Source organism: Vreelandella sp. DA03-1M (assembly GCF_055725665.1).
Genome location: NZ_CM146798.1, coordinates 2063025 through 2084345, shown reverse-complemented (window position 1 = coordinate 2084345; position 21321 = coordinate 2063025). Strand labels below are relative to the sequence as shown.

The following is a 21321-nucleotide window of genomic DNA, read 5'->3' as shown; positions in this document are numbered from 1 at the left end:
CAACCATGTTACTCGCGTTTTATTAACAACAGTCGGCCTGCAACAGTGGCCAGCAAAAAGAGAGATAACCTATGCTCACCCTACTTCTGATCGTGCTCGCCATTGTCGGCTTGCTCGTGGTCATGCGTCGCGAAGCAGGCGCCCCCGCGGCGCTAGCTGTACTTGGCGTATTAGGCCTTGTTGGCCTACTGTTTGACGCGGAAATCATTGGTGGCCTGCTGCTTCTTGGCGCTGCGGCAGTAGCCGTGGCAGGCCTGCCCACGCTGCGTCGCAAGTGGCTTACTCCACGCCTATTCGCCACCTTTAAGAAAGTCGCCCCCAAAGTGTCCGCCACCGAGCGCACGGCTCTGGAAGCAGGCAGCGTCTCTTGGGACGGCGAGCTATTTTCAGGCAAACCCCAGTGGGAAAAGCTGCTCGCCTTCAAAGATGATGGCCTGCGCGACGATGAACAAGCCTTTCTGGATAATCAGTGCGCCAAAGCCGCGGGTATGTGCAACGCCTGGGATATCGCCCAAGAGCGCGCCGACCTGCCCCAGCAGCTGTGGGACTACCTGAAAAAAGAGGGCTTCTTCGGCATGATTATTCCGAAGGAGTACGGCGGCCTTGGCTTCTCGGCCAAAGCGCAGTCCATGGTGCTGCAGAAGCTCTCTGCCAACGAAACCCTGATGGTCACCGTAGGTGTGCCCAATTCCCTCGGCCCTGGCGAGTTGCTGCTTAAATACGGTACCCAAGAGCAGAAAGATCACTACCTGCCGCGCTTGTCCGATGGCCGTGAAATCCCCTGCTTTGGCCTCACCGGCCCGCGCGCAGGTTCCGATGCCACCTCGCTGCCTGATACTGGCGTAGTCTGCAAACAGACTATCAATGGCGAAGAAGTGCTTGGCCTGCGCCTTAACTTTGAAAAACGCTGGATCACGCTGGCGCCCATCGCCACAGTCGTTGGTCTTGCCTTCCGTCTGTTTGACCCGGAAAAGCTGCTCGGTGACGAAGAAGATCGCGGCATTACGCTGGCGTTAATTCCCCGCGATACCGATGGCATGGAAATCGGTCGTCGTCACCACCCCATCGGCAGCCCGTTTATGAACGGCCCGATTATCGGTAAAGATGTCTTTGTACCGCTGGATACCATTATTGGTGGCCCGGACATGATCGGCCAAGGCTGGCGGATGCTGGTGGAGTGCCTGTCTATTGGTCGCTGCATCACACTACCCTCAGGCGCGACCGGCACCGCACGCTACGCCCTAGGCTGGAGCGGCGGTTTCACCCGCGTTCGTCGCCAGTTCAACGTACCGGTGGCCGAAATGGAAGGGGTACAAGAGCCCCTCGCTCGCATGGCGGCGCTTGCCTATATCTCCCAGGCCACCGTGTATCAAACTGCCAACATGATCGACCATGGCGAAAAGCCTGCGGTGCCCTCGGCCATCCTGAAAAGCCAGCTGACCGAGTTCCAGCGCGTGCTGCTTAGCGACGCCATGGACGTACACGGCGGCAAGGCGGTGACCCTTGGCCCACGTAACTACCTCGGTATCGGCTACAGCGCCAACCCAGTGGCGATTACCGTGGAAGGCGCCAACATCATGACCCGCAACCTGATGATCTTTGGTCAGGGTGCTATCCGCTGCCATCCCTACGTGCTGGACGAGCTGGCGGCGAAAGACGCCAATGATATGCAGGCGTTTGATAAAGCCTTCTTTGGTCATGCGGGCTTGATCTTTGGTAACGCGGCCCGCGCCTTTACTTTGGGCTTTGGCATCGGCAAAGCCAGCGTGCCCTTCGATGGCCCCGCCACCGTCTATGCTCAGGATATTGCCCGTCTCTCCGCTGGCTTTGGCCTGTGCGCCGACGCCGCCATGGCAAGCCTGGGTTCAGCGCTCAAGAAACGCGAAATGATCTCTGCGCGGCTGGGAGATGTGCTGTCTAATCTTTACCTAACTTCGATGGTGCTCAAGCAGTGGCAAGCGGGCAGTAAAGTAGAAGGTGAGGAAGCACTACTGCATTACAGCTGTCGTTTCCTGCTGCAGCGTGCCGAACAGGCGTTTGTGGAGATTTTCGACAATCTACCTAACCGCGCGCTAGGCAAAACGCTTAATGCTGTGGTGATGCCGACCGGCCGCCGCTGGAATAAACCTCACGATGACTTGGCTCGCGACATTGCCAGGCGTGTATCCACTCACAGTGCCCTACGTACCAAGCTTTTGGAAAACACATGGGACACGGATGACGGTGAACAGCGTAACCCGCTGGCGCGCTACAACGCCCTGCTGATCGATTACGATCGCGCTGAGGCGCTTTACCGCACGGTGAACAAAGCCTATGCCAAAGGCGAGCTACCGCAAACAGCACTGCACCCTGAAGCACGCGTTGAGGCTGGCCTGGAAAAAGGCCTGATCAGTGCCGAGGATGCGGAGTTCATGCGCACCTTTGAGGCCGAAGTTCTGGAAATGCTGACCGTGGACGATTTCACCTACGATGCCTTTGCCAAGAATAAGTCCACCTTGATCGATCACAACGAAAAACCTGCGCCAGCGCCAAAGCAGGCCGAGGAAAACGTTAAGTAATACCTCTTTTTCAAAGCATTACCTGTAAAGAAAGCCGACTCCTGGCATGCAGGAGTCGGCTTTTTTGTGTTCACTTTCTACGCCTAAATGCGTAGTCCGATGGATCAAAAACGCGTTGCAAGTTCGCAAACGATCAACTAGCCTTTCGTAAACGAAAGCGATTAGCCCTAACAAGTCGCATTTAAATAGCACTCTCCAACCGCTATTTCCAATAACAATGACGCTAGCGAGATCGGCATGTCCTTACATTTGCAAAATATCGATCACATCGTTAACGGTGTGCCGCATATCAGTGGCGTTGATCTAGCCCTTGAGCCAGGCTCCTTCAACGTGCTGCTTGGGCGAACGCTCGCCGGGAAAACCACGCTGATGCGCCTAATGGCAGGGCTTGAACCGCCCACCCGGGGCAAAATCATCATGGACGGCAAAGATGTAACGAATGTTTCCGTGCGAAAACGCAATGTCTCCATGGTGTACCAGCAGTTTATCAACTACCCCAGCCTGACTGTTTACGACAACATTGCCTCACCGCTTAAGCTGGCCAAACAGCCTAAAAGCGAAATTGATAAGCGGGTTGGCGAAATTGCTGAAATGCTGCATATCGAACACCTGCTCAAACGCTACCCACAGGAACTCTCCGGCGGCCAACAGCAGCGTACCGCCATGGGCCGGGCACTGGTGAAGGATGCTGAGTTAATTCTGTTTGATGAGCCGCTGGTCAACCTGGATTATAAACTGCGTGAAGAACTACGCGATGAATTGCGCGATCTGTTCAAAGCGCGTAACTGCATTGCGGTGTATGCCACCACCGAACCCAATGAAGCGTTAGCGCTGGGCGGTAACACAGCGGTGCTGCATGAGGGTAAGCTTCTTCAATACGGCCCTACCGAGCAGGTCTATCGCGAACCGAATGGTCGCTTTAGCGCAGAAATGTTCTCTGAACCCCCGATCAATATCGTCCCCGGCCAATTGACCGACAGCGAAATCACTTTTGACCAAACGTTACACTTTCCCTGTGACGACAAGCTAAAGCGCCTTGAACCGGGTGATTACGACTTTGGTGTCCGCGCTTCGCACCTCACCCTGCAGCCACAACGCGCCGATGACCTGGCGCTGGACGTCCATGTGGATGTAGCGGAAATCAGCGGCTCAGAAACCTTCCTACATGTTCACCACGAACGTTTCCCCTTAGTGCTGCACCTAGCGGGCATTCACCAGTTTAGTGTTAATGAACCCCTGAAAGTCTACTTCCCCACCCATCAACTTTACGCCTTCGACAAGCAGGGCCACACGGTCCATATTCCTGCGCGTCAGGGAGGAGCTGCCCATGGCTGAGATCACACTAAAAGGCTTGGCGCACTCCTACGAAAAAACGCCCAAGGGCGCGGCGGATTACGCCATCCGGCAGATGGATCACGTCTGGCACCAGGGTGGCGCCTATGCGCTGCTGGGCCCATCGGGCTGCGGTAAATCGACGCTACTCAATATTATTTCGGGCCTGCTTGAACCTTCAGAGGGCGACGTGCTTTTCGACGGCCAGCGAGTCAATGAGCTACCCCCTGAAGAGCGCAATATTGCCCAGGTTTTTCAGTTCCCCGTGATCTACGACACCATGACGGTGTTCGACAATCTCGCCTTTCCCCTGCGCAATATGAATACCCCCGAGTACCGGGTAAAACCCAAGGTACTCGAAGTCGCCGACATTCTTGAGTTGACGCCACTGTTGGATCGTAAAGCCAAGAACCTAACCGCCGACGAGAAGCAGAAAGTTTCCATGGGCCGTGGACTGGTACGTGACGACGTCACGGCCATCCTGTTTGATGAACCGCTCACCGTGATCGACCCGCAGCTAAAGTGGAAACTGCGCCGCAAGCTCAAAGAGATTCACGAGCGCTTTAACATCACCATGATCTACGTGACCCACGATCAGCTCGAGGCCTCGACCTTCGCGGATAAAATTGCCGTGATGTATGAGGGTCAGGTGGTGCAATTCGGTACGCCGAGAGAGCTGTTCGAGCGCCCCGCACATACCTTTGTGGGTTACTTTATTGGTAGCCCCGGCATGAACTTTATGGCCGTGGAACACCGTGACGGACAAGTGATGTTCGGCGCACAGCCGCTACCGGTTAGCGAGCACATGAAGCACGCCGTCGCCAACGCTAGCTCAGCCAATATCAAGCTAGGTATTCGCCCTGAGTTTATTGCGATTTCCTCAAGCTCTTCAGCCAACAGCGTGCCGATTCAAGTAATTAGCGTGCAAGACCTGGGCACCTACTCCCTGCTGACTTTCAAGCTCAACGAGCAAACCTTTAAAGCCCGCCTGCCTGAAGGACACTCACCAGTGAGTGAAGCGGCGTTTGCGCACTTCGACGCCGCCCATGTGGCGCTATATATCGATGAATATCTGGTGGAGGCTGGCCATGAATAACAAAGTACCCAATAACAGAGCCTGGCTACTGGTGTTACCCATGCTGTTGCTGGTGGCGTTCTCCGCCATCATTCCATTGATGACCGTGGTCAACTACTCGGTGCAGGACGTGCTTGGTCCGAATGCGAGCTTCTTCACCGGCACCGAGTGGTTTAAAAGCATGCTCAACGATGACGCGCTGCAAGCAGCGTTTCTGCGCCAGATTTCATTTTCGCTGATTATTCTTGCCATTCAGATCCCCCTTGGGATTGGCATCGCGCTGATTATGCCCAAACGCGGTTGGCAAGCCTCGGCAGTGCTGATCCTGATCACCTTGCCGCTACTGATTCCTTGGAACGTGGTGGGCAGTATTTGGCAAATATTTACTCGTGGCGATATTGGCTTGATGGGTTGGGGCCTGCGCGAGTTAGGCGTCGAATACAACATCACCCGCAATGCCGGCGACGCCTGGGTAACGATCATTCTGATGGACGTATGGCACTGGACCCCGCTGGTGGCCATGCTGTGCTATAGCGGCCTACGTTCGATTCCCGAAGCCTATTATCAGGCAGCGCGTATTGACCGTGCCTCAAAATGGGCCGTGTTCCGCTATATCCAGCTACCCAAGCTAACCAACGTGCTGGTAATCGCTGTGCTGCTGCGCTTTATGCACTCCTTTATGATCTACGCCGAACCCTTTGTACTGACAGGCGGCGGGCCGGGCAGCGCCACCACCTTCTTAAGCCAATCGCTAACCACGATGGCGGTCGGCCAACAGGATTTAGGACCTTCTGCAGCGTTCTCGCTGATCTATTTCCTGGTCATTCTGCTGGTGAGCTGGGTGTTCTACACCACCATTATGAATATGCAGAAAGACAAATCGCCGCATGGAGGTACCTAACATGAGCTATCAACTCGAAAACACCCAGCGCGGTGAAAAGTACAACAGCATTTTTAGCAAGGTTTCACCGGCCAAGCGGCGGAACCGCACTGCCCGCGCGCACTGGCGCTCGCGTATCCTGCTTGGCCTTTATCTGGCGCTGATGATCCTGCCCATTTATTGGCTAATCAACATGTCGCTGCAGACCAACAGCGAAATTCTGGGCTCCATGACACTGTGGCCCCAAAACCTTACCTTTGATAACTACATCGGCATCTTCACCAATTCAAGCTGGTACATGGGCTACGTCAACTCGATGCTCTATGTGGCGATGAATATGCTCATCACCATCTGCGTCGCGCTACCCGCCGCCTACGCCTTTAGCCGCTACACCTTTATTGGCGACAAGCACCTGTTCTTCTGGCTGCTGACCAACTTGATGGCTCCCCCCGCCGTCTTCCTGCTGCCCTACTTTCAGCTTTACTACTCGGTGGGCCTTTTCGACACCCACATTGCCGTCGCGCTGGCCCACTGCCTGTTCAATATTCCGCTGGCGATCTGGATTCTGGAAGGCTTCATGAGCAGCGTGCCTAAGGAGATCGACGAAACCGCCTATATCGACGGCTATAGCTTTCCGCGCTTCTTCGTCAAGATTTTCATTCCGATGATCCGCTCCGGGATCGGCGTCACGCTGTTCTTCCTGTTCATGTTCTCCTGGGTGGAACTGCTACTGGCACGCACGCTAACAGCCACCGATGCCCAGCCGATTGGCATGATCATGACGCGGACCTCGACAGCCTCCGGAATTGACTGGGGCACCCTGGCCGCCGCCGGTGTACTGACCATTATTCCCGGCATTCTGGTGGTCTATTTCGTCCGTAACCATATCGCCAAGGGCTTTGCCCTAGGCCGTACCTGAGGAGAGCGCACCATGTCTTGGATGGTATGGACTATGCCCACCGCCATATTCTTTTCATCAATCGCTGCCATGCTGGCGGGGATGACAATATGGGAGATTCTGTCTCCCACCATAGAGCGCAAGGGGTTCCTGCCCATTGCCACTACTCGCGGAGACCGGCTGTTTATCGGCCTGCTCTCGGCGGCCTTTATCCACCTGGGAGTGATTGGTTTCACCTCATTATCCATCTGGATCGCACTAGCGGTATCAGCCGTATGGCTACTGGTTTTAATGCGCTGGGGATAGCCCTTAGCAGGGTTTCGAAAAAAGCTCGCCAGCGTTATTCGGTATCAAGGACGGCCAAGCCATCAGGGAAGAACACAACAAAACGAGGTCACCATGCAAAAGCACTACAACAAGTCCAGTCTGACTAAGTTCAAACTGACAACCCTCGCCGCCGGTCTGTTACTGGCATCGGGTACGCTGTCAGCGCAGGAACAGGATGCCCGCGCCATTGCTGAACGCTTGGTCGACGAGCACTTCCAGAACTCGACGCTAAGCCGTGACGAGCAGATCGAAGAGCTGATGTGGTTTGCCAAGGCTGCCGAGCCTTTCCGTGACATGGACATTCAAACCGTGGCCGAAGGTCTCACCACTCACGTGTATGAAAGTGAAGTGTTGGCGGAAGCCTTTAGCGAGCTGACCGGCATTAACGTGACCCACAACATCATTGGTGAAGGTGATGTCGTGGATACCATGCAGAACCAGATGCAGTCGGGCAACAGCATCTATGACGGTTTCGTCAACGATACAGACTCCATTGGCACGCATATCCGCTATGGCACCACCATCAACCTCTCTGAAGCGATGGAGAACGAGTGGGCCGACTACACCCTGCCCACGCTGGACCTGGATGACTTCATCGGCCTGCAATATGGTACCGGCCCAGATGGCAGCATCTACCAGCTCCCGACCCAGCAGTTCGCTAACCTCTACTGGTTCCGCCATGACTGGTTCACCGACCCCGACCTGATGGCCCAGTTTAAGGAAATCTACGGCTACGAGCTCGGCGTACCGACCAACTGGACCGCTTACGAAGATATCGCCAAGTTCTTCACCGAGGACGTGGGTGAGATAGACGGCACCAAGATTTACGGTCACATGGATTACGGTCGTCGTGATCCGTCACTAGGTTGGCGTTTCCACGACTCCTGGCTCTCCATGGCGGGCATGGGCAGCCAAGGGGTTCCCTTTGGTAACCCAGTGGATGACTGGGGTATCCGCGTCAATGAAGATAGCCAGCCGGTAGGCGCCAGCGTTAGCCGTGGCGGTGCTACCAACTCGCCGGCCTCCGTGTTTGCGATGCAGAAAGCCGTCGATTGGCTACGCGACTACGCACCTGAAGAAGCGCAGGGCATGACCTTTGGTGAAGCAGGCCCCGTGCCCGCGCAAGGCCATATTGCCCAGCAAATCTTCTGGTACACCGCGTTCACAGCTGACATGACCGACCCCTCGGTTGCCGTGACCGATGATGAAGGTAATCCGCTGTGGCGCATGGCTCCTTCCCCCACCGGCCCCTACTGGGAAGAGGGGATGAAGGTTGGCTACCAGGACGTGGGCGCATGGACGTTCTTCGACTCAACACCGGAAGACCGCCGCACCGCTGCGTGGCTATTTGCCCAGTTCACCGTGGCGAAAACCACCTCGCTGGAAAAACTCATGCATGGTTTAACGCCGATTCGTGAGTCTGACATCTTCTCTGAGCAGATGACCGAAATGGCACCCAAGCTGGGTGGCCTGGTGGAATTCTACCGCAGCCCCAACGAGTCCAACTGGACACCGACCGGTACCAACGTACCTGACTACCCACGCATGGCGCCGCTGTGGTGGCAGAATCTTGCACCGGTCATGAGTGGTGAAGTCACACCCCAGGAAGGTCTCGACAAGCTAGCGGCAGACCTGGACAGCACCATGAACCGTTTGGCCCGCGCTAACGTCTTCGACAGCTACGCACCTGTACTTAACGAAGAGCAGGATCCACAGGTCTGGCTGGATCAGGAAGGCGCCCCGAAAGCCAAGCTGGATAACGAAATGCCGCAAGGCACCACCGTTCCTTACGATGAAATGATGGAAGCCTGGATGGCCGCCGGTACGCGCCAAGAGTAACTAAGCTTAATAATAACTAACTTTAGAAAAACTAAGTTTAGGAAAAATACGCGTCAAAGCTTGCAGGGCGGGCAGTCGCCCGCCCTGCCAAGGGTTTCATTGGCGGTATGCCAGAGCAAAAGAGAGAACACCCACTGCAACCGGGCTATTGATTGGTTAATTGGATCCGCTATGAAACTGCGAAATAGAAACATTGAGAAGCTACCTAACGAGACCTTTGATGCTCTGATTATTGGCGGCGGCATCAATGGCGCGGCCACTGCAGCAGCACTGGCTGGCAAAGGCGCAAAAGTCGCACTAATTGACCGCGGCGACTTCGCCGGCAGTACCAGCATGCACTCCTCAAACTTAGTGTGGGGAGGAATTAAATATATGGAAAGCAAGGATTTTGCCCTGGTTCGTAAACTATGCAAAAGCCGTAATCACTTGATCAAGAGTTACCCTTCTACGGTGCAGGAGATTCGTTTCCTGACCACTATTTCAAAAGGTTTCCGCCACTCTCCACGCTACCTGTGGGCGGGCACCTGGCTTTACTGGCTGATGGGCAACGGCTTCACCAAACTGCCGCGTCTGCTCTCGCCGAATAAAATCAAGCAGGAAGAGCCAATCATCGACATTGAGGGGGCCGTTGGCGGTTTTGAGTATTCCGACGCCTACCTGCACGATAACGACGCTCGATTTGTCTTCAACTTTGTTCGCCAAGCGCTTAACTACGGTGCAATTGCCGCCAACTACGTCGAATCACTCGGCGCCGAGCGCCAGGATGGCCTGTGGGTGACCAAGGCACGCAACGTGATGGATGGCAGTACTTTCGATATACGCGCCAAGGTACTCATCAATGCAGCCGGCCCGTGGGTGGATCAGCATAATGAGCTGACCGGCCAAAAAACCACTCACCACCACCTCTACTCCAAAGGCATTCACCTCATCGTTCCGCAATTAACGGATTCCCAGCGAGTGCTGGCGTTTTTTGCTGACGATGGCCGATTGTTCTTTGTCATTCCCATGGGTAACCGTACCTGCATCGGGACTACCGATACCCATATGGAGCATCCTGAGGTGGAAGTCACCGCTGACGATATCGCCTTTGTGCTGGAAAATATCAACAAACGTCTGACCCTGGCCAAGCCATTGAGCCAGGACGATATTATCTCTACCCGCTGCGGCGTACGACCATTAGCGATCAAAGATGATCAAGGCAACGATCGAGACTTCCTGCAGCTATCGCGCAAGCATGTAGTCGACACTAATGCCGAAAGCGCGCATATCAGTATCTTTGGCGGCAAGCTCACCGATTGCTTGAATGTGGGTGATGAAATTGCCGAAGAGATCAGCCAGTTGGGCGTTACCCTCACAGACCCTAAATTCCACTGGTACGGCGAACCACCCAACCCCGTCAAGCAGCAGTTTATGGATCAGGCCAAGCGCATGAACCTGGATGCCATGACCGCCCAGACTTCATCTGAGCTGCTCTCCACACGGCTCTGGCGGCGTTATGCCGACCAGGCTATTCAGATGTTGGAAAAAATCCGCCAGGATCCTGCCCAGGGTGAAATTCTGATTGAGGGCACCGAGTATATTCGCTGTGAACTTGAGCATGCCCGCGAACACGAAATGATCACCCAGCTTGAAGACTTTCTACGCCGACGGGCCAAGGTTTCGCTGGTTGTGCCCCATGAGCAGTTGCGCCATTCAAACGGTCTGAAAGAAGCCTGCCGGGTATTATTTGGCGACGACGCGGAAGAGCGTTTTAACAGTTACTTCGAACAACACCGGGACACGTCACTGCCTTTTACACCCGTGGCCAATGCTTAATTGTCTATAAAACTAAAAAGCCCCCTCATATCAATGAGAGGGCTAATGGTTATTTAAGCAATTGTTTTATTTTTACTCTTCATCTTCAATACGAAGTTGAGAGTCTCCCGCGAGCACTTCATCCCAGGCCTCTTCCAGTGTGCAGCCTGAACGACTATCCACCGTGTCGATAACCTCAACCGCATGTTGCAGTGACTCACGATTACCCTTCAGCGCCACAACCAACCTGGCGAGATCTTGCTTGCTGAAGGAGCTGGCGATGCTATTGGCTTGTTGGCTCAGTTCGATGCAGTTCATTAGTACTACCTCATGGTATGGTCATCCGCTGCCTAACCGCCAATCGGTTTAAAAGCAGCCATCTTAATTAACGACGTATGGTGACGTTGCTACTCATGCTGGGCCGGATAAGTGCCCAGTTCGGTAACTGCGAAACGGTCACAAGCGTTACAAGACCTTCGCCCTTTAGCGCTAGGGTAATACTGAAGCGCTATCGTTCTGTAGCAGGGATTAGTTCAGTGATTCGGGATAACGAGTCACCTTCCTGATCCATGACCTCACTATGGGCTACAGCAGAAAAGCTCACAATGCGTCATTGGCCGCAGGCATGGTTGTAACTCGACTACATAAACGCTCAATAAGCGTTAATGGTGTTAAAGACTTTCATGAGGGGCGCTAAAAGCGAAGAAAGGCGGCCAATTGCTTAATTGGCCGCCGCATTATAAAGAATCGAAAGTGACAATAGATAGTGTGCTTAAGTAGGGGTGCTGCACTTATTAGTTGAATTCAGGTCATTATCTAAGGCGTAGAGCGGACTCTCGACACTGCATCCAACCAACCCTGGTAAAGCTGCTCACGTGTGGCTTCTTCCATGGTGGGCATAAAGCTCTTCTCGCAGCGCCACAGCTGTTCGATCTCTTCCAGAGTTTGATACCAGCCCAGGCGCAGTCCGGCTAAATAAGCAGCCCCCAGCGCGGTGGTTTCCAATATAGTGGGGCGATCCACCTGCACACCCAGCATATCGGCAAGAAACTGCATCACCCAGCTGTTTTTCACCATGCCGCCGTCAACCCGTAAATTGCCCGGCGGCGCCTCCATATCGTCATTCATACAGTGCTGCAGGTCACGGGTTTGGTAGCACACCGCCTGGAGCCCCGCGGCGACTATTTCAGCAATACCGGTATCGCGGGTTAAACCAAAAATCGCGCCACGTGCTTTTGGGTCCCAGTGCGGCGCCCCTAAACCGGTAAAAGCTGGCACCAGATAAACGCTATGTCCACTGCGGGTCTTCTGAGCCAGTGCTTCGGTTTCTGATGCATCGGCAAACAGATTCAGGCCATCGCGCAACCACTGCACCGTCGCCCCGGCCACGAAAATACTACCTTCCATGGCATAGGTCGGCTTACCGTGAAGTCGGTAGCCAATCGTGGTCAACAAACGATTACGCGAAAGCGAGGGCGTCTCACCGGTGTTCACAATCATAAAGCAGCCGGTACCGTAGGTACTCTTGCCCATCCCCGGCTGAAAGCACGCCTGCCCGACCAACGCGGCCTGCTGGTCCCCGGCCACCCCTGCGATGGGAAGCGGTGCGCCCAGCCAGTGCGCCTCGGTAGTACCGAAATCATCACTGGAATCTTTCACCTCGGGCAGCAGTTTGGCGGGTATATCGAATAGTGCCAGTAGCTCGTCGTCCCACTCCTGGGTATGAATATTGAACAGCGCCGTGCGTGATGCGTTGGTAGCATCGGTCACATGCTGCTGCCCGCCGGTCAATCGCCAGATCAGAAAGCTGTCGACAGTGCCGAAGGCAAGCTCCCCCCGTTCAGCGCTTTCACGTGCGCTCTCGACATTATCCAGTAGCCAGGCAAGCTTGGTCGCCGAGAAATAGGGGTCGATCAGCAGGCCAGTCTTGGCTTGAACGATCTCGGTATGCCCTTTATCCCGCAGCGATTGGCACAAATCCGAAGTGCGCCGATCCTGCCAGACAATGGCATTATAGAGCGGCTTGCCGGTTTTTCGATCCCACAGGATGGTGGTTTCACGCTGGTTGGTAATGCCGATACCGGCAATCTGGTCTGGCGTAATCTCGGCCCTGGCCATCACTTCTCGGCAGGTGGCCACCACCGTTTCCCAGATATCTTCGGGGTTGTGCTCGATCCAGCCGTCGTGAGGGAAGTGCTGGGTGAATTCCTGCTGAGCGACGGCCGCCACCTGACCTTCGCGGTCAAAGAGAATAGCGCGCGAGCTGGTGGTACCCTGATCAATGGCGAGTATATAAGAGGACATATCGAGTTCGCTTTGTTGTATTGTCTTTCGATTTTGTTGACTTGCTTTCGCTTTATTATGTTTTAAGGCTACTCCAGCCGCTCGAAATGCTCAAGGATGAAACTGCGACAAAGACGGCCAGGCTAGGCGATATACAGCGCTACATCGTGCTGGGTCAGCAAGCGCTGGATCGCTTCCGGCGGTTTGCGATCGGTGAAGAGCGCATCCAACTGCTCCAGATTGCCCTGCCGCACCACCGGGTTACGGTGAAATTTGGAGTAGTCTGCCGCCAGGTAGATGCGTCGCGAATTGGCAATAATCGCTTGGGCGACACGTACTTCCTGGTAGTCAAATTCCAGCAATGAGCCATCCTCGTCAATGCCACTGATGCCGATGATGCCGTAATCCACCTTGAACTGATTGATAAAGTCGATGGTGGCTTCGCCGATAATCCCGCCATCGCGAGAACGCACCTGCCCCCCGGCGATGATCACGGTAAAATCCTCTTTATGCTGAAGAATGGCCGCCACATTCAGGTTGTTAGTAATGATCTCAAGACCCTGATGCTCCAACAACGCGTGGGCAATCACTTCATTGCTGGTACCGATGTTGATGAACAGCGACGAGTGGTTGGGTATGTGTTGCGCCAAACAGCGGGCAATGCGCTCCTTCTCTTCCAGGTGAAGCGTCTTGCGCGTGCTATAGGCGGTATTCACCGTACTGGATTCGATGCCTACACCGCCATGCACACGGCGCACACGGCCTTCATCAGCCAGGGTATTCAAATCCCGCCGAATGGTCTGCGGTGTCACCGCAAAGTGGTCGGTGAGCTGTTCGATACTCATGTAGCCGTGCTGACGAACTAGCTCGACAATGGCATCCTGACGAAATTGTTGGTTCATAAGCCCAGCCTGTTCGATTTTTATTGGTTTCTGAACGTAATAGGTTAGCAAAATTTTCGAAACCTAATAGCCTTCATCCCCCCCCTTCGCTAGCATCACACCGACAGGCCGGACCGTTAGACGTCTTTTACAGCGGCCATACCAGAAGAATCAGCGGGATAGCGACAGCCAGTACTACCAGCGAAAGCGGTAGCCCCAGCTTCCAGTAATCACTGAACCGATAGCCGCCTGGGCCCAGCACCAGTGTATTCGACTGATGGCCGATGGGAGTTAAAAACGCACAGGAAGCACTTACGGCCACCACCATCAAGAACGGATCGAGCGAGACATCGAACCCGTTGGCCAGGCTGACTGCAATCGGCGCCATCAGCAGCGCAGCCGCCGCGTTGTTGACCACATTCGAGAGCAGCATAGAGAGCAGGAACAGCCCCACCATGGTGACCACCACCGGCCAGTCGCTACCAAACCGTAACAGTGCATCGGCAACCAGGTCGGCGCCGCCACTGGTTTCAAGCGCCTCCCCCACGGGTATCATCGCGGCCAACAGCACGATCACAGGGCCGTCGATGGCTTGATACCCTTCGCGCAACGGCAATACGCCAATCAGTAGCGAAATCAAAGCAGCGGTACTCATGGCGACTGCCGCGGGCAGCAGATCGAACAGCATGGCAATGATGGCTAAGGCAAAAATGGCGATCGACATGGCCAGCTTGCGCGGCTGCCCCAAGTGCAATTCCCGGCTAGCCAATGGCAGGCAACCAAGGGAGGCCAGACTGTCGGACATTTCATTCTCACTGCCCTGCAGCAGCAACACATCGCCGTTCTTAAAGCGGATATCGCGCAGGCGCTGCTTCAAACGACCGCCATCCCGGGCCACGGCCACTAGGTGCAGGCCAAACTGGTGATTCAGGCGTAACTGACGCACGCTGCGATTGATCATCATAGAATCATTACGTACCACGGCTTCAATCAGTTGCAAGCCTTCGGTATCCACCGGCTGCCGATCGTGTGCCGTATCTTTCGCTTCAACCGTGCCAGTTTTCTCGCCCTCTTCGCCGCTTGCAGTGTGTTCAGGGTCTTCCGCCTCTTCTTCCAGTTCGGCTATCGCACTAAGCCCCACCTTATCTTCCAGCATCTGGAGTTCATCGGGTCCTGCTTCCAACAGCAGAATGTCCCCCTCTTCCAAGGCACCGTGGAAGTTATAGCCAGCACGACGGTTATCATCGCGAACGACCGCTAACACGGGGATCGTTTCGTCCAGCTCATCGCGCAGCTGCTGCAAAGTTAAGCCTTTGGCTTTCGATTCTTCACCTACTTTCAATTCCACCAAATAGTTGGCGGTATCGAACATTTCATCGGTAGAGGCTTGGCCGCTGCGCTTCGGCGTCAAGCGCCAGCCTACCAGCACAATAAACACAAGCCCCGCCAGCGCCACCGCAATCCCGACAGGCGAAAAGCTAAACATGCTGAACGCTTCGCCCGTCACATCGCGCCGGTAACTGGAAATAATGATATTGGGTGGCGTGCCGATTAAGGTTGTCAGGCCGCCGAGCAGAGACCCAAACGCCAGCGGCATCAGCAGTAAAGAGGGCGAGGTGTTATGTTCACGAGCCAACCGCATCGCCACCGGTAACAGCAGTGCGAGAGCGCCCACATTGTTCATAATGCCCGATAACAACACGACGGTACCCACCAGCACTAATAGCTGAAGCAGCAGGTTTTCACCCACTTTTAGCACTTGATTGGAAATAATATCGACCACACCGGAGCGTTCAAAGCCCCGGCTAAGTACGAGCACGGCAGCCACTGTAATCACCGCCGGATGGCCGAAACCCATAAAGGCGTTCTCGGCAGGCACTAGCCCGAGCATGACCGATCCCAGCAACGCCGCCAACGCGACTAGATCGTAGCGAAAGCGCCCCCATATGAACGCAACCAGCGTCAGGCCAAGCACGATAAACACCAGCGTACTTGGCGTAAGCGCCAACCACTCAAGACCTAGCGCTTCAAGATTAAGACTCTCAACACCTGAGCTCTCAACACTCATATCCTCAGCCGACATCCTTTTCCTACTCCCTTGCCACCGTTTGATAGCGGCAGCATACGATTGATGCACGCCACGCCACAGGCATGGCTATTCTCCACGCACATTAGACGTTTACTATACACAGGTATAGTCCCTGCATACGCATCGCCCGTTGAATAGCCGACCGTGGCATTCGGCCCTGACCAGCTTGCCAATAACGTGGCAAGCGATGAGAGCCGAATGCGTCAGTTGGGTGTGTATGTAGGTGCGTATGTAGGAAGGAATTAGGGTAAGAGAATAGTCGAGCCGGTAGTTTTACGGCTCTGTAGGGCGTCCTGGGCCTTACCCGCTTCTGCCAGCGGATAGCGGTTGGCGATGTCAATCTTGATCTTTCCGCTCTCGAGCATGGCGAAGAACTCCTGGCACATCATTTCCAGACGCTCGCGCGTGTCGGCGTAACCGTTCAGGCTGGGACGAGTCACGTAAAGCGCGCCCTTCTGGTTGAGGATGCCGATATTGACACCATCCACCGGGCCCGAAGCGTTGCCGAAGCTCACCATCAAGCCGCGCGTTTTCAGGCAGTCCAGCGACATTTCCCAGGTATCCTTGCCTACCGAGTCATACACCACATCGCACATTTCGCCGTTAGTCAGCTCGCGCACCCGCTCGACCACGTTCTCTTCGCTGTAATTGATCGTCGCCCAGGCACCATTGGCCATGGCCAGATCCGCTTTTTCCTGGGAACTGACGGTACCAATCAGCTTGACGCCTAATGACTTCGCCCACTGGCAGGCAATCGACCCTACCCCACCGGCAGCCGCATGGAACAGAATGGTTTCGCCGCCTTTCAGCTCATAGGTCTGGCGCAGCAGGTACTGCACGGTCAGGCCCTTGAGCATGCTGGCCGCTGCCGTCTCGAAATCAACAAAATCGGGGAGCTTGACCACTTTCGCCGCAGGTAACGTATGCAGTTCTGCATAAGCGCCTAAAGGCCCTTGGGCATACGCGACACGATCACCGACGCTTAAGTGCGTCACGCCAGCGCCGACAGCATCGACTACACCGGCGCCTTCGGTGCCAAGGCCAGAAGGCATCGCGGGAGCAGGATAAAGACCGGTACGAAAATAGATATCGATAAAATTGAGGCCAACGGCTTTGTTGGCGATACGCACTTCGTCCTGGCCGGGTTCAGCGGGGGTCACGTCGACCAGTTCAAGCACCTCGGAACCGCCGGTCTGGGCAAATTGGATACGCTTTGACATTAGGGTTTCCTTTCATTGTTGGGTTTGTACAAGACAGTCAAGACAACAGATGCCGCTATACAAGCGCGTCGCGTGCTATAAATCAAGCTAGTACGCTATCACCAGTTGCGGCGGGACGCTGGCGCGATGAAATCCTGCTGTCATGCACCCATGCTAGAATCTACACTCCTTTATCGTCCAAGGCTTAGAGCGCTGTCATGACGCATCCCGCTATTCAAGTTCCCTCGCTGATTGCCCACCGCGGCTACTCTGCCGCTGCTCCCGAAAACACCTTGGCCGCAGTGCGCGCCGCCCATCAGGCGGGCGCCACCTGGGTAGAGTTGGACGTGCAGCTGCTCGGTGATGGCACCCCGGTCATCTGGCACGACGCCGACGTGTCGCGCTGCTCGAACGGGCGAGGCAGCCTGGCCTCAATGAGTTGGGCAACAGCGCAAACGCTGGATGCGGGCAGCTGGTTTGGTGATCGCTTTGCAGGTGAAAAGATGCCCAGCCTGGGAGAGATGCTGGCGCTACTTAACGAGCTGGAAATGGGCGTCAACATGGAGATCAAGGTCAACAAAGGACGCGACCCCATCGCGTTGGTGGAGCGCGCCCTGCCCGAGATGCTGGACACCCTGCCCCCCGAACGGCTGATCATCTCCTCCTTCAATACCGAGGCCCTGACCCACTGCCGCCAGTTAGCAGGCAAGGAGCGTCTGGCGCTAGGCGTGCTGTATAATGGCGTACCCAAAACTTGGCGAGCACAGTGCGAAGCCATTGACGCTTTTAGTGTGCACCCGTCCTGGTCACGCCTGAAGCGCGCCCAAGTCGAGGCCATGCAACGGGACGGCTACCAGATCCTGTGCTATACCGCCAATGACCCCAGCGCCTTCCATAGCCGCTGGGCTTGGGGTATCTCCGGGGTGATTACCGACGAACCCGCTGCATTCAAGCGCTTTCTAGATAGCCATTGATCCATTCAGATGCTTGAGTACGTTCAAACAATGACAAGGAGTCCGTTGTGAAATACCTGGGAGCCCACGTGAGCGCCGCTGGCGGCGCAGACCAAGCCGTTCACCGGGCGGTGGAGATCGGTGCTGATGCCTTTGCGCTGTTCACCAAAAACCAGCGCCAGTGGAAGGGCAAGCCCCTCACCGATGACGCAATTCAAGCCTTTCGTGATGCCTGCGCTAAACACGCTTTTTCACCTGGGCAAATTTTACCCCACGACAGCTACCTGATTAATCTGGGTCACCCGGAGCAGGAAGGCCTAGCCAAATCCAGGGAGGCCTTTTTAGATGAAATGCAGCGCTGCGAGCAGCTCGGCTTAACACTGCTCAATTTCCACCCAGGCAGTCATCTAAACAAGATCAGCGAAAGTGACTGTTTAAGGCGTATTGCCGAGTCCGTTAATGAAGCGCTTGTGCATACTCAGGGTGTCACGGCAGTGATTGAAAACACCGCCGGGCAAGGCACCAACCTGGGCTGGCGCTTTGAGCATCTGGCTGAGATCATTGAGCATGTAGACGATAAAACCCGCGTGGGCGTATGTATTGATACCTGCCATGCGTTTGCCGCTGGCTATGACCTGCGCAGTGCAGAAGCCACACAGGCAACGCTCGATGAGCTCGGCAAAGTAGTGGGGTTCAACTACCTGCGAGGTATGCATTTGAACGATGCCAAAAGCGGATTCGCCAGCCGTGTGGATCGCCACCATAGCCTGGGCAAAGGCAATATCGGGCTACCCGCCTTTACCACCATCATGCAGGATGCCCGGATTGACGGTCTTCCCCTGATACTGGAAACCGTCGAGCCAGCTATATGGGCCGAGGAAATCAGTTGGCTGCGCGCTCAGGCGTCCGAAGAAGCCACGCCGAGCCATTAAACTCTGTATGGCTGCGGCTTTTGCACCCCAGGCAATGCTTGCCTACCCTTAGACTCCTTTCCCAAGCCCAGCCGACGCAAGGAGTATGCAATGAGCGACACCGATCTTGGCAGCCTGGATGCTCAGACCTTAGCGCACTTGTTCGAAAGCCGTGAGGCTTCCCCCCTCGAAGCGACCCGAGCCGCCCTTGAGCGGATCGAGCGCTTCAACCCGGACGTGAACGCCTATGTTCACGTGGATGCCGAGGGCGCCGAATCAGCGGCAAAAGCCTCGGCACGGCGCTGGGGGCAAGGTAAACCGCTCAGCCCGATTGATGGGGTGCCGGTATCGCTGAAGGACCTGACTCAGGTGGCAGGCATGCCCTGCCGGGAAGGGTCACTCACCTCCTCCGACGCGCCATGCGATACCGATGCGCCTCCGGCCCGCATGTTACGCGAAGCAGGGGCAGTGATACTGGGCAAGACCAATACGCCCGAATTCGGCTGGAAAGCAGTCACCGACAACCGCGTCTTTGGTGCCACGGCCAACCCCTGGGATACCCGTTTGACCCCTGGCGGCTCCTCCGGCGGAGCCGCTGTGGCCGCAGCCCTCAATATGGGCGTACTTCACCAGGGTGGCGATTCAGGCGGTTCGATCCGTATTCCCGCGGCGTTTACGGGGGTATTTGGCTTCAAGCCCACCTACGGCTGGACACCTCAATGGCCGCCCGCAAAAGAGCCCAGCCTTTCACATCTGGGGCCACTGACACGCACCGTGCGCGACGCTGTCAGCATGCTGAATGTGATAGGTCGCTACGATTATCGTGACCCCTACGCCACTCGCGGGCAGCCTGAGTGCTGGGGGGTCGACCTGGACAAAGGATTAACCGGGCTGCGGATTGGCTACTCCGCGGATCTTGGTTACGCCAAGGTAGATCCACAAATTGCCGGGCGTGTGCGTGAAGCGGCCATGAGATTGGAGGAGTTGGGCGCTCAAATCGTCGAGGTAAACCCAGGCTTTTCGTCACCACTGGAGACATTTCGCAAGCTATGGTTTACCGCCTCCTTAGAGCAGTGGTCGCAAACGAGCCAACATCAGCGCACGCTTTTAGATCCCGACATGGTAGCCAATGCCCGCGAAGCGGAGCCCTGGAAATCCGTTGAGCTGTTTCGTGCCCTGGCCGACCGCGCGGCATTAACGCAACGCCTGGAACACTTCAATCAAGAGTATCATTTACTGATGACACCCTCGGTGGCAGTCAGTCCGTTTGAAATTAATCAGGAAGTGCCCCCAGGCAGCGGTATGCAGGACTGGGAAGAGTGGGCGCCGTTTAGCTACCCCTTTAACCTCAGCCAGCAACCCGCCGCATCGGTACCCTGCGGGTTTACCAATGAAGGCTTGCCGGTTGGCTTCCAACTCGCTGGCGGCAAGTTTGATGATATTCGCCTTCTACGCGCTTGCCACGCTTACATGGAAGCATATCCACCGCGTTTTCCCAGCGTTCCCAATCCAGCCCAGTATGCGTAACGCATACTCAGCATAAAAAAACCCAGCCCGGCAGAAAGCCGGGCTGGGTTTTAGCGAGCAACGTTAAACGTTACATCGCGGAAAGCTTTTCCTCGTCCAGCACGCCTGACATACGCACCATGGCCAGCGCTTCATCAAGGCTACCCATTTCTTCAATCATGACTAACTCGCTCTCTAAGCTCACTGGCTGACCAGCCTTCTCAGAGAGTATTTTTTCCAGGGAAGCCACATCCATAGCGTCGTCTAAGTGGTGAACATCTACTGAGGCGCTGTTGCGGCCGGGCAGATAGATGGTGCCATTAGAGAAATCCACGGCGTAGGCAATCACCCCAGGTACGATAAAGAACAGTAACCCTACCCCATTGGCGATAGCGATAACCGGATCAATATCGCCACTCATCTGGCCTTTTCGCTCAGGATGAAACAATGTACCGCAACCACTTAATGACACGATGGAAACGCCAATCACGGCGCCTGTCAACCAGCGACGAACTGCTTGATGCATGGAAAGATCCCTCAATCAGAAAAGTAACCATAGTCGGCCTAACCTGCTGTGGCGCAGCGTTTTTTTTTATTACTATTCCTTGCCGACCATCGCGCCCTAAACCAGCGTAGTCTAGCACAGCCTGCCAAAAGCATAGATGATTTGTCGATAAGCACTATTTTGCCGCTTTAACCGCTAGGCCGTACAATGGCCCTATTCAACGCTAATGGGGCTAAGCCCCGATGGTGAGTAAGGCTTCTTCCAAGCACATTTTCTTCTAAACGCTATTTT

At 55.3% G+C, this 21321-nt stretch carries 17 protein-coding genes; 11 read left to right on the top strand and 6 right to left on the bottom strand.

Annotated features, from left to right (window positions below; genetic code table 11):
- Window positions 1-71: 71 nt before the first annotated feature.
- From ACXUPB_RS09650 to ACXUPB_RS09615, 8 genes are all read left to right on the top strand, one after another.
- Window positions 72-2558, top strand: coding sequence for an acyl-CoA dehydrogenase (locus tag ACXUPB_RS09650; protein ID WP_035563652.1), 2487 nt, complete (start codon window positions 72-74; stop codon window positions 2556-2558).
- A gap of 237 nt (window positions 2559-2795) precedes the next feature.
- On the top strand, window positions 2796-3893 hold the full coding sequence (locus ACXUPB_RS09645; protein ID WP_035563647.1) for an ABC transporter ATP-binding protein: 1098 nt from the start codon (window positions 2796-2798) through the stop codon (window positions 3891-3893).
- Window positions 3886-4986 (top strand): ABC transporter ATP-binding protein, encoded by a 1101-nt coding sequence (locus ACXUPB_RS09640; protein WP_035563644.1) that lies wholly within the window; start codon window positions 3886-3888, stop codon window positions 4984-4986. The genes ACXUPB_RS09645 and ACXUPB_RS09640 overlap by 8 nt, the downstream gene beginning before the upstream one ends.
- Complete coding sequence (locus ACXUPB_RS09635; RefSeq protein ID WP_035563641.1) at window positions 4979-5866, top strand: carbohydrate ABC transporter permease; 888 nt, start codon at window positions 4979-4981, stop codon at window positions 5864-5866. Before ACXUPB_RS09640 ends, ACXUPB_RS09635 begins: the two co-directional genes overlap by 8 nt.
- A 1-nt stretch (window position 5867) precedes the next feature.
- The gene (locus ACXUPB_RS09630; RefSeq protein ID WP_035563637.1) at window positions 5868-6764 is read left to right on the top strand and encodes a carbohydrate ABC transporter permease; all 897 of its coding nucleotides are present in this window, start codon (window positions 5868-5870) and stop codon (window positions 6762-6764) included.
- Between the two features lie 12 nt (window positions 6765-6776).
- A complete protein-coding gene (locus ACXUPB_RS09625; protein WP_008956665.1) occupies window positions 6777-7049 on the top strand; it encodes a DUF2160 domain-containing protein in 273 nt (90 codons plus the stop codon).
- 93 nt (window positions 7050-7142) lie between these two features.
- Window positions 7143-8909, top strand: coding sequence for an ABC transporter substrate-binding protein (locus tag ACXUPB_RS09620; RefSeq protein WP_472956433.1), 1767 nt, complete (start codon window positions 7143-7145; stop codon window positions 8907-8909).
- Between the two features lie 171 nt (window positions 8910-9080).
- The gene (locus ACXUPB_RS09615) at window positions 9081-10724 is read left to right on the top strand and encodes a glycerol-3-phosphate dehydrogenase/oxidase (RefSeq protein ID WP_335597255.1); all 1644 of its coding nucleotides are present in this window, start codon (window positions 9081-9083) and stop codon (window positions 10722-10724) included.
- A gap of 72 nt (window positions 10725-10796) precedes the next feature.
- On the opposite strand, the gene ACXUPB_RS09610 is transcribed toward ACXUPB_RS09615, so the two are convergent.
- The 5 genes from ACXUPB_RS09610 to ACXUPB_RS09590 all read right to left on the bottom strand — a co-directional run bounded on the left by ACXUPB_RS09610 (window position 10797) and on the right by ACXUPB_RS09590 (window position 17176).
- Window positions 10797-11021 (bottom strand): hypothetical protein, encoded by a 225-nt coding sequence (locus tag ACXUPB_RS09610; RefSeq protein ID WP_008956668.1) that lies wholly within the window; start codon window positions 11019-11021, stop codon window positions 10797-10799.
- Between the two features lie 498 nt (window positions 11022-11519).
- Entirely contained in the window at window positions 11520-13007 is a 1488-nt protein-coding gene (gene glpK, locus ACXUPB_RS09605) for a glycerol kinase GlpK (protein WP_472956430.1), read from the bottom strand.
- 122 nt (window positions 13008-13129) lie between these two features.
- Entirely contained in the window at window positions 13130-13888 is a 759-nt protein-coding gene (locus ACXUPB_RS09600) for a DeoR/GlpR family transcriptional regulator (protein WP_035563623.1), read from the bottom strand.
- Window positions 13889-14015: 127 nt separating this feature from the next.
- Window positions 14016-15950 carry an SLC13 family permease gene (locus tag ACXUPB_RS09595; protein ID WP_472956428.1) on the bottom strand — a complete coding sequence of 645 codons (1935 nt, stop codon included), beginning with the start codon at window positions 15948-15950 and terminating at the stop codon, window positions 14016-14018.
- A gap of 248 nt (window positions 15951-16198) precedes the next feature.
- Window positions 16199-17176, bottom strand: coding sequence for an NADPH:quinone reductase (locus tag ACXUPB_RS09590; protein ID WP_335597252.1), 978 nt, complete (start codon window positions 17174-17176; stop codon window positions 16199-16201).
- Window positions 17177-17373: 197 nt separating this feature from the next.
- On the opposite strand from ACXUPB_RS09590, the gene ACXUPB_RS09585 reads away from it, so the two are divergent.
- The 3 genes from ACXUPB_RS09585 (at window position 17374) to ACXUPB_RS09575 (ending at window position 20546) form a co-directional block, all read left to right on the top strand.
- Window positions 17374-18129: a glycerophosphoryl diester phosphodiesterase gene (locus tag ACXUPB_RS09585; RefSeq protein ID WP_472956427.1), complete on the top strand. Its 756-nt coding sequence runs from the start codon at window positions 17374-17376 to the stop codon at window positions 18127-18129.
- A 47-nt stretch (window positions 18130-18176) separates the two neighbouring features.
- Window positions 18177-19040 (top strand): deoxyribonuclease IV, encoded by an 864-nt coding sequence (gene nfo, locus ACXUPB_RS09580; protein WP_472956425.1) that lies wholly within the window; start codon window positions 18177-18179, stop codon window positions 19038-19040.
- A 90-nt stretch (window positions 19041-19130) separates the two neighbouring features.
- Window positions 19131-20546, top strand: coding sequence for an amidase (locus ACXUPB_RS09575; RefSeq protein WP_472956423.1), 1416 nt, complete (start codon window positions 19131-19133; stop codon window positions 20544-20546).
- A 70-nt stretch (window positions 20547-20616) separates the two neighbouring features.
- Here the strand turns inward: ACXUPB_RS09575 and ACXUPB_RS09570 are convergent, their stop codons facing one another.
- A complete protein-coding gene (locus ACXUPB_RS09570) occupies window positions 20617-21051 on the bottom strand; it encodes a hypothetical protein (RefSeq protein WP_035563605.1) in 435 nt (144 codons plus the stop codon).
- Window positions 21052-21321: the final 270 nt, after the last annotated feature.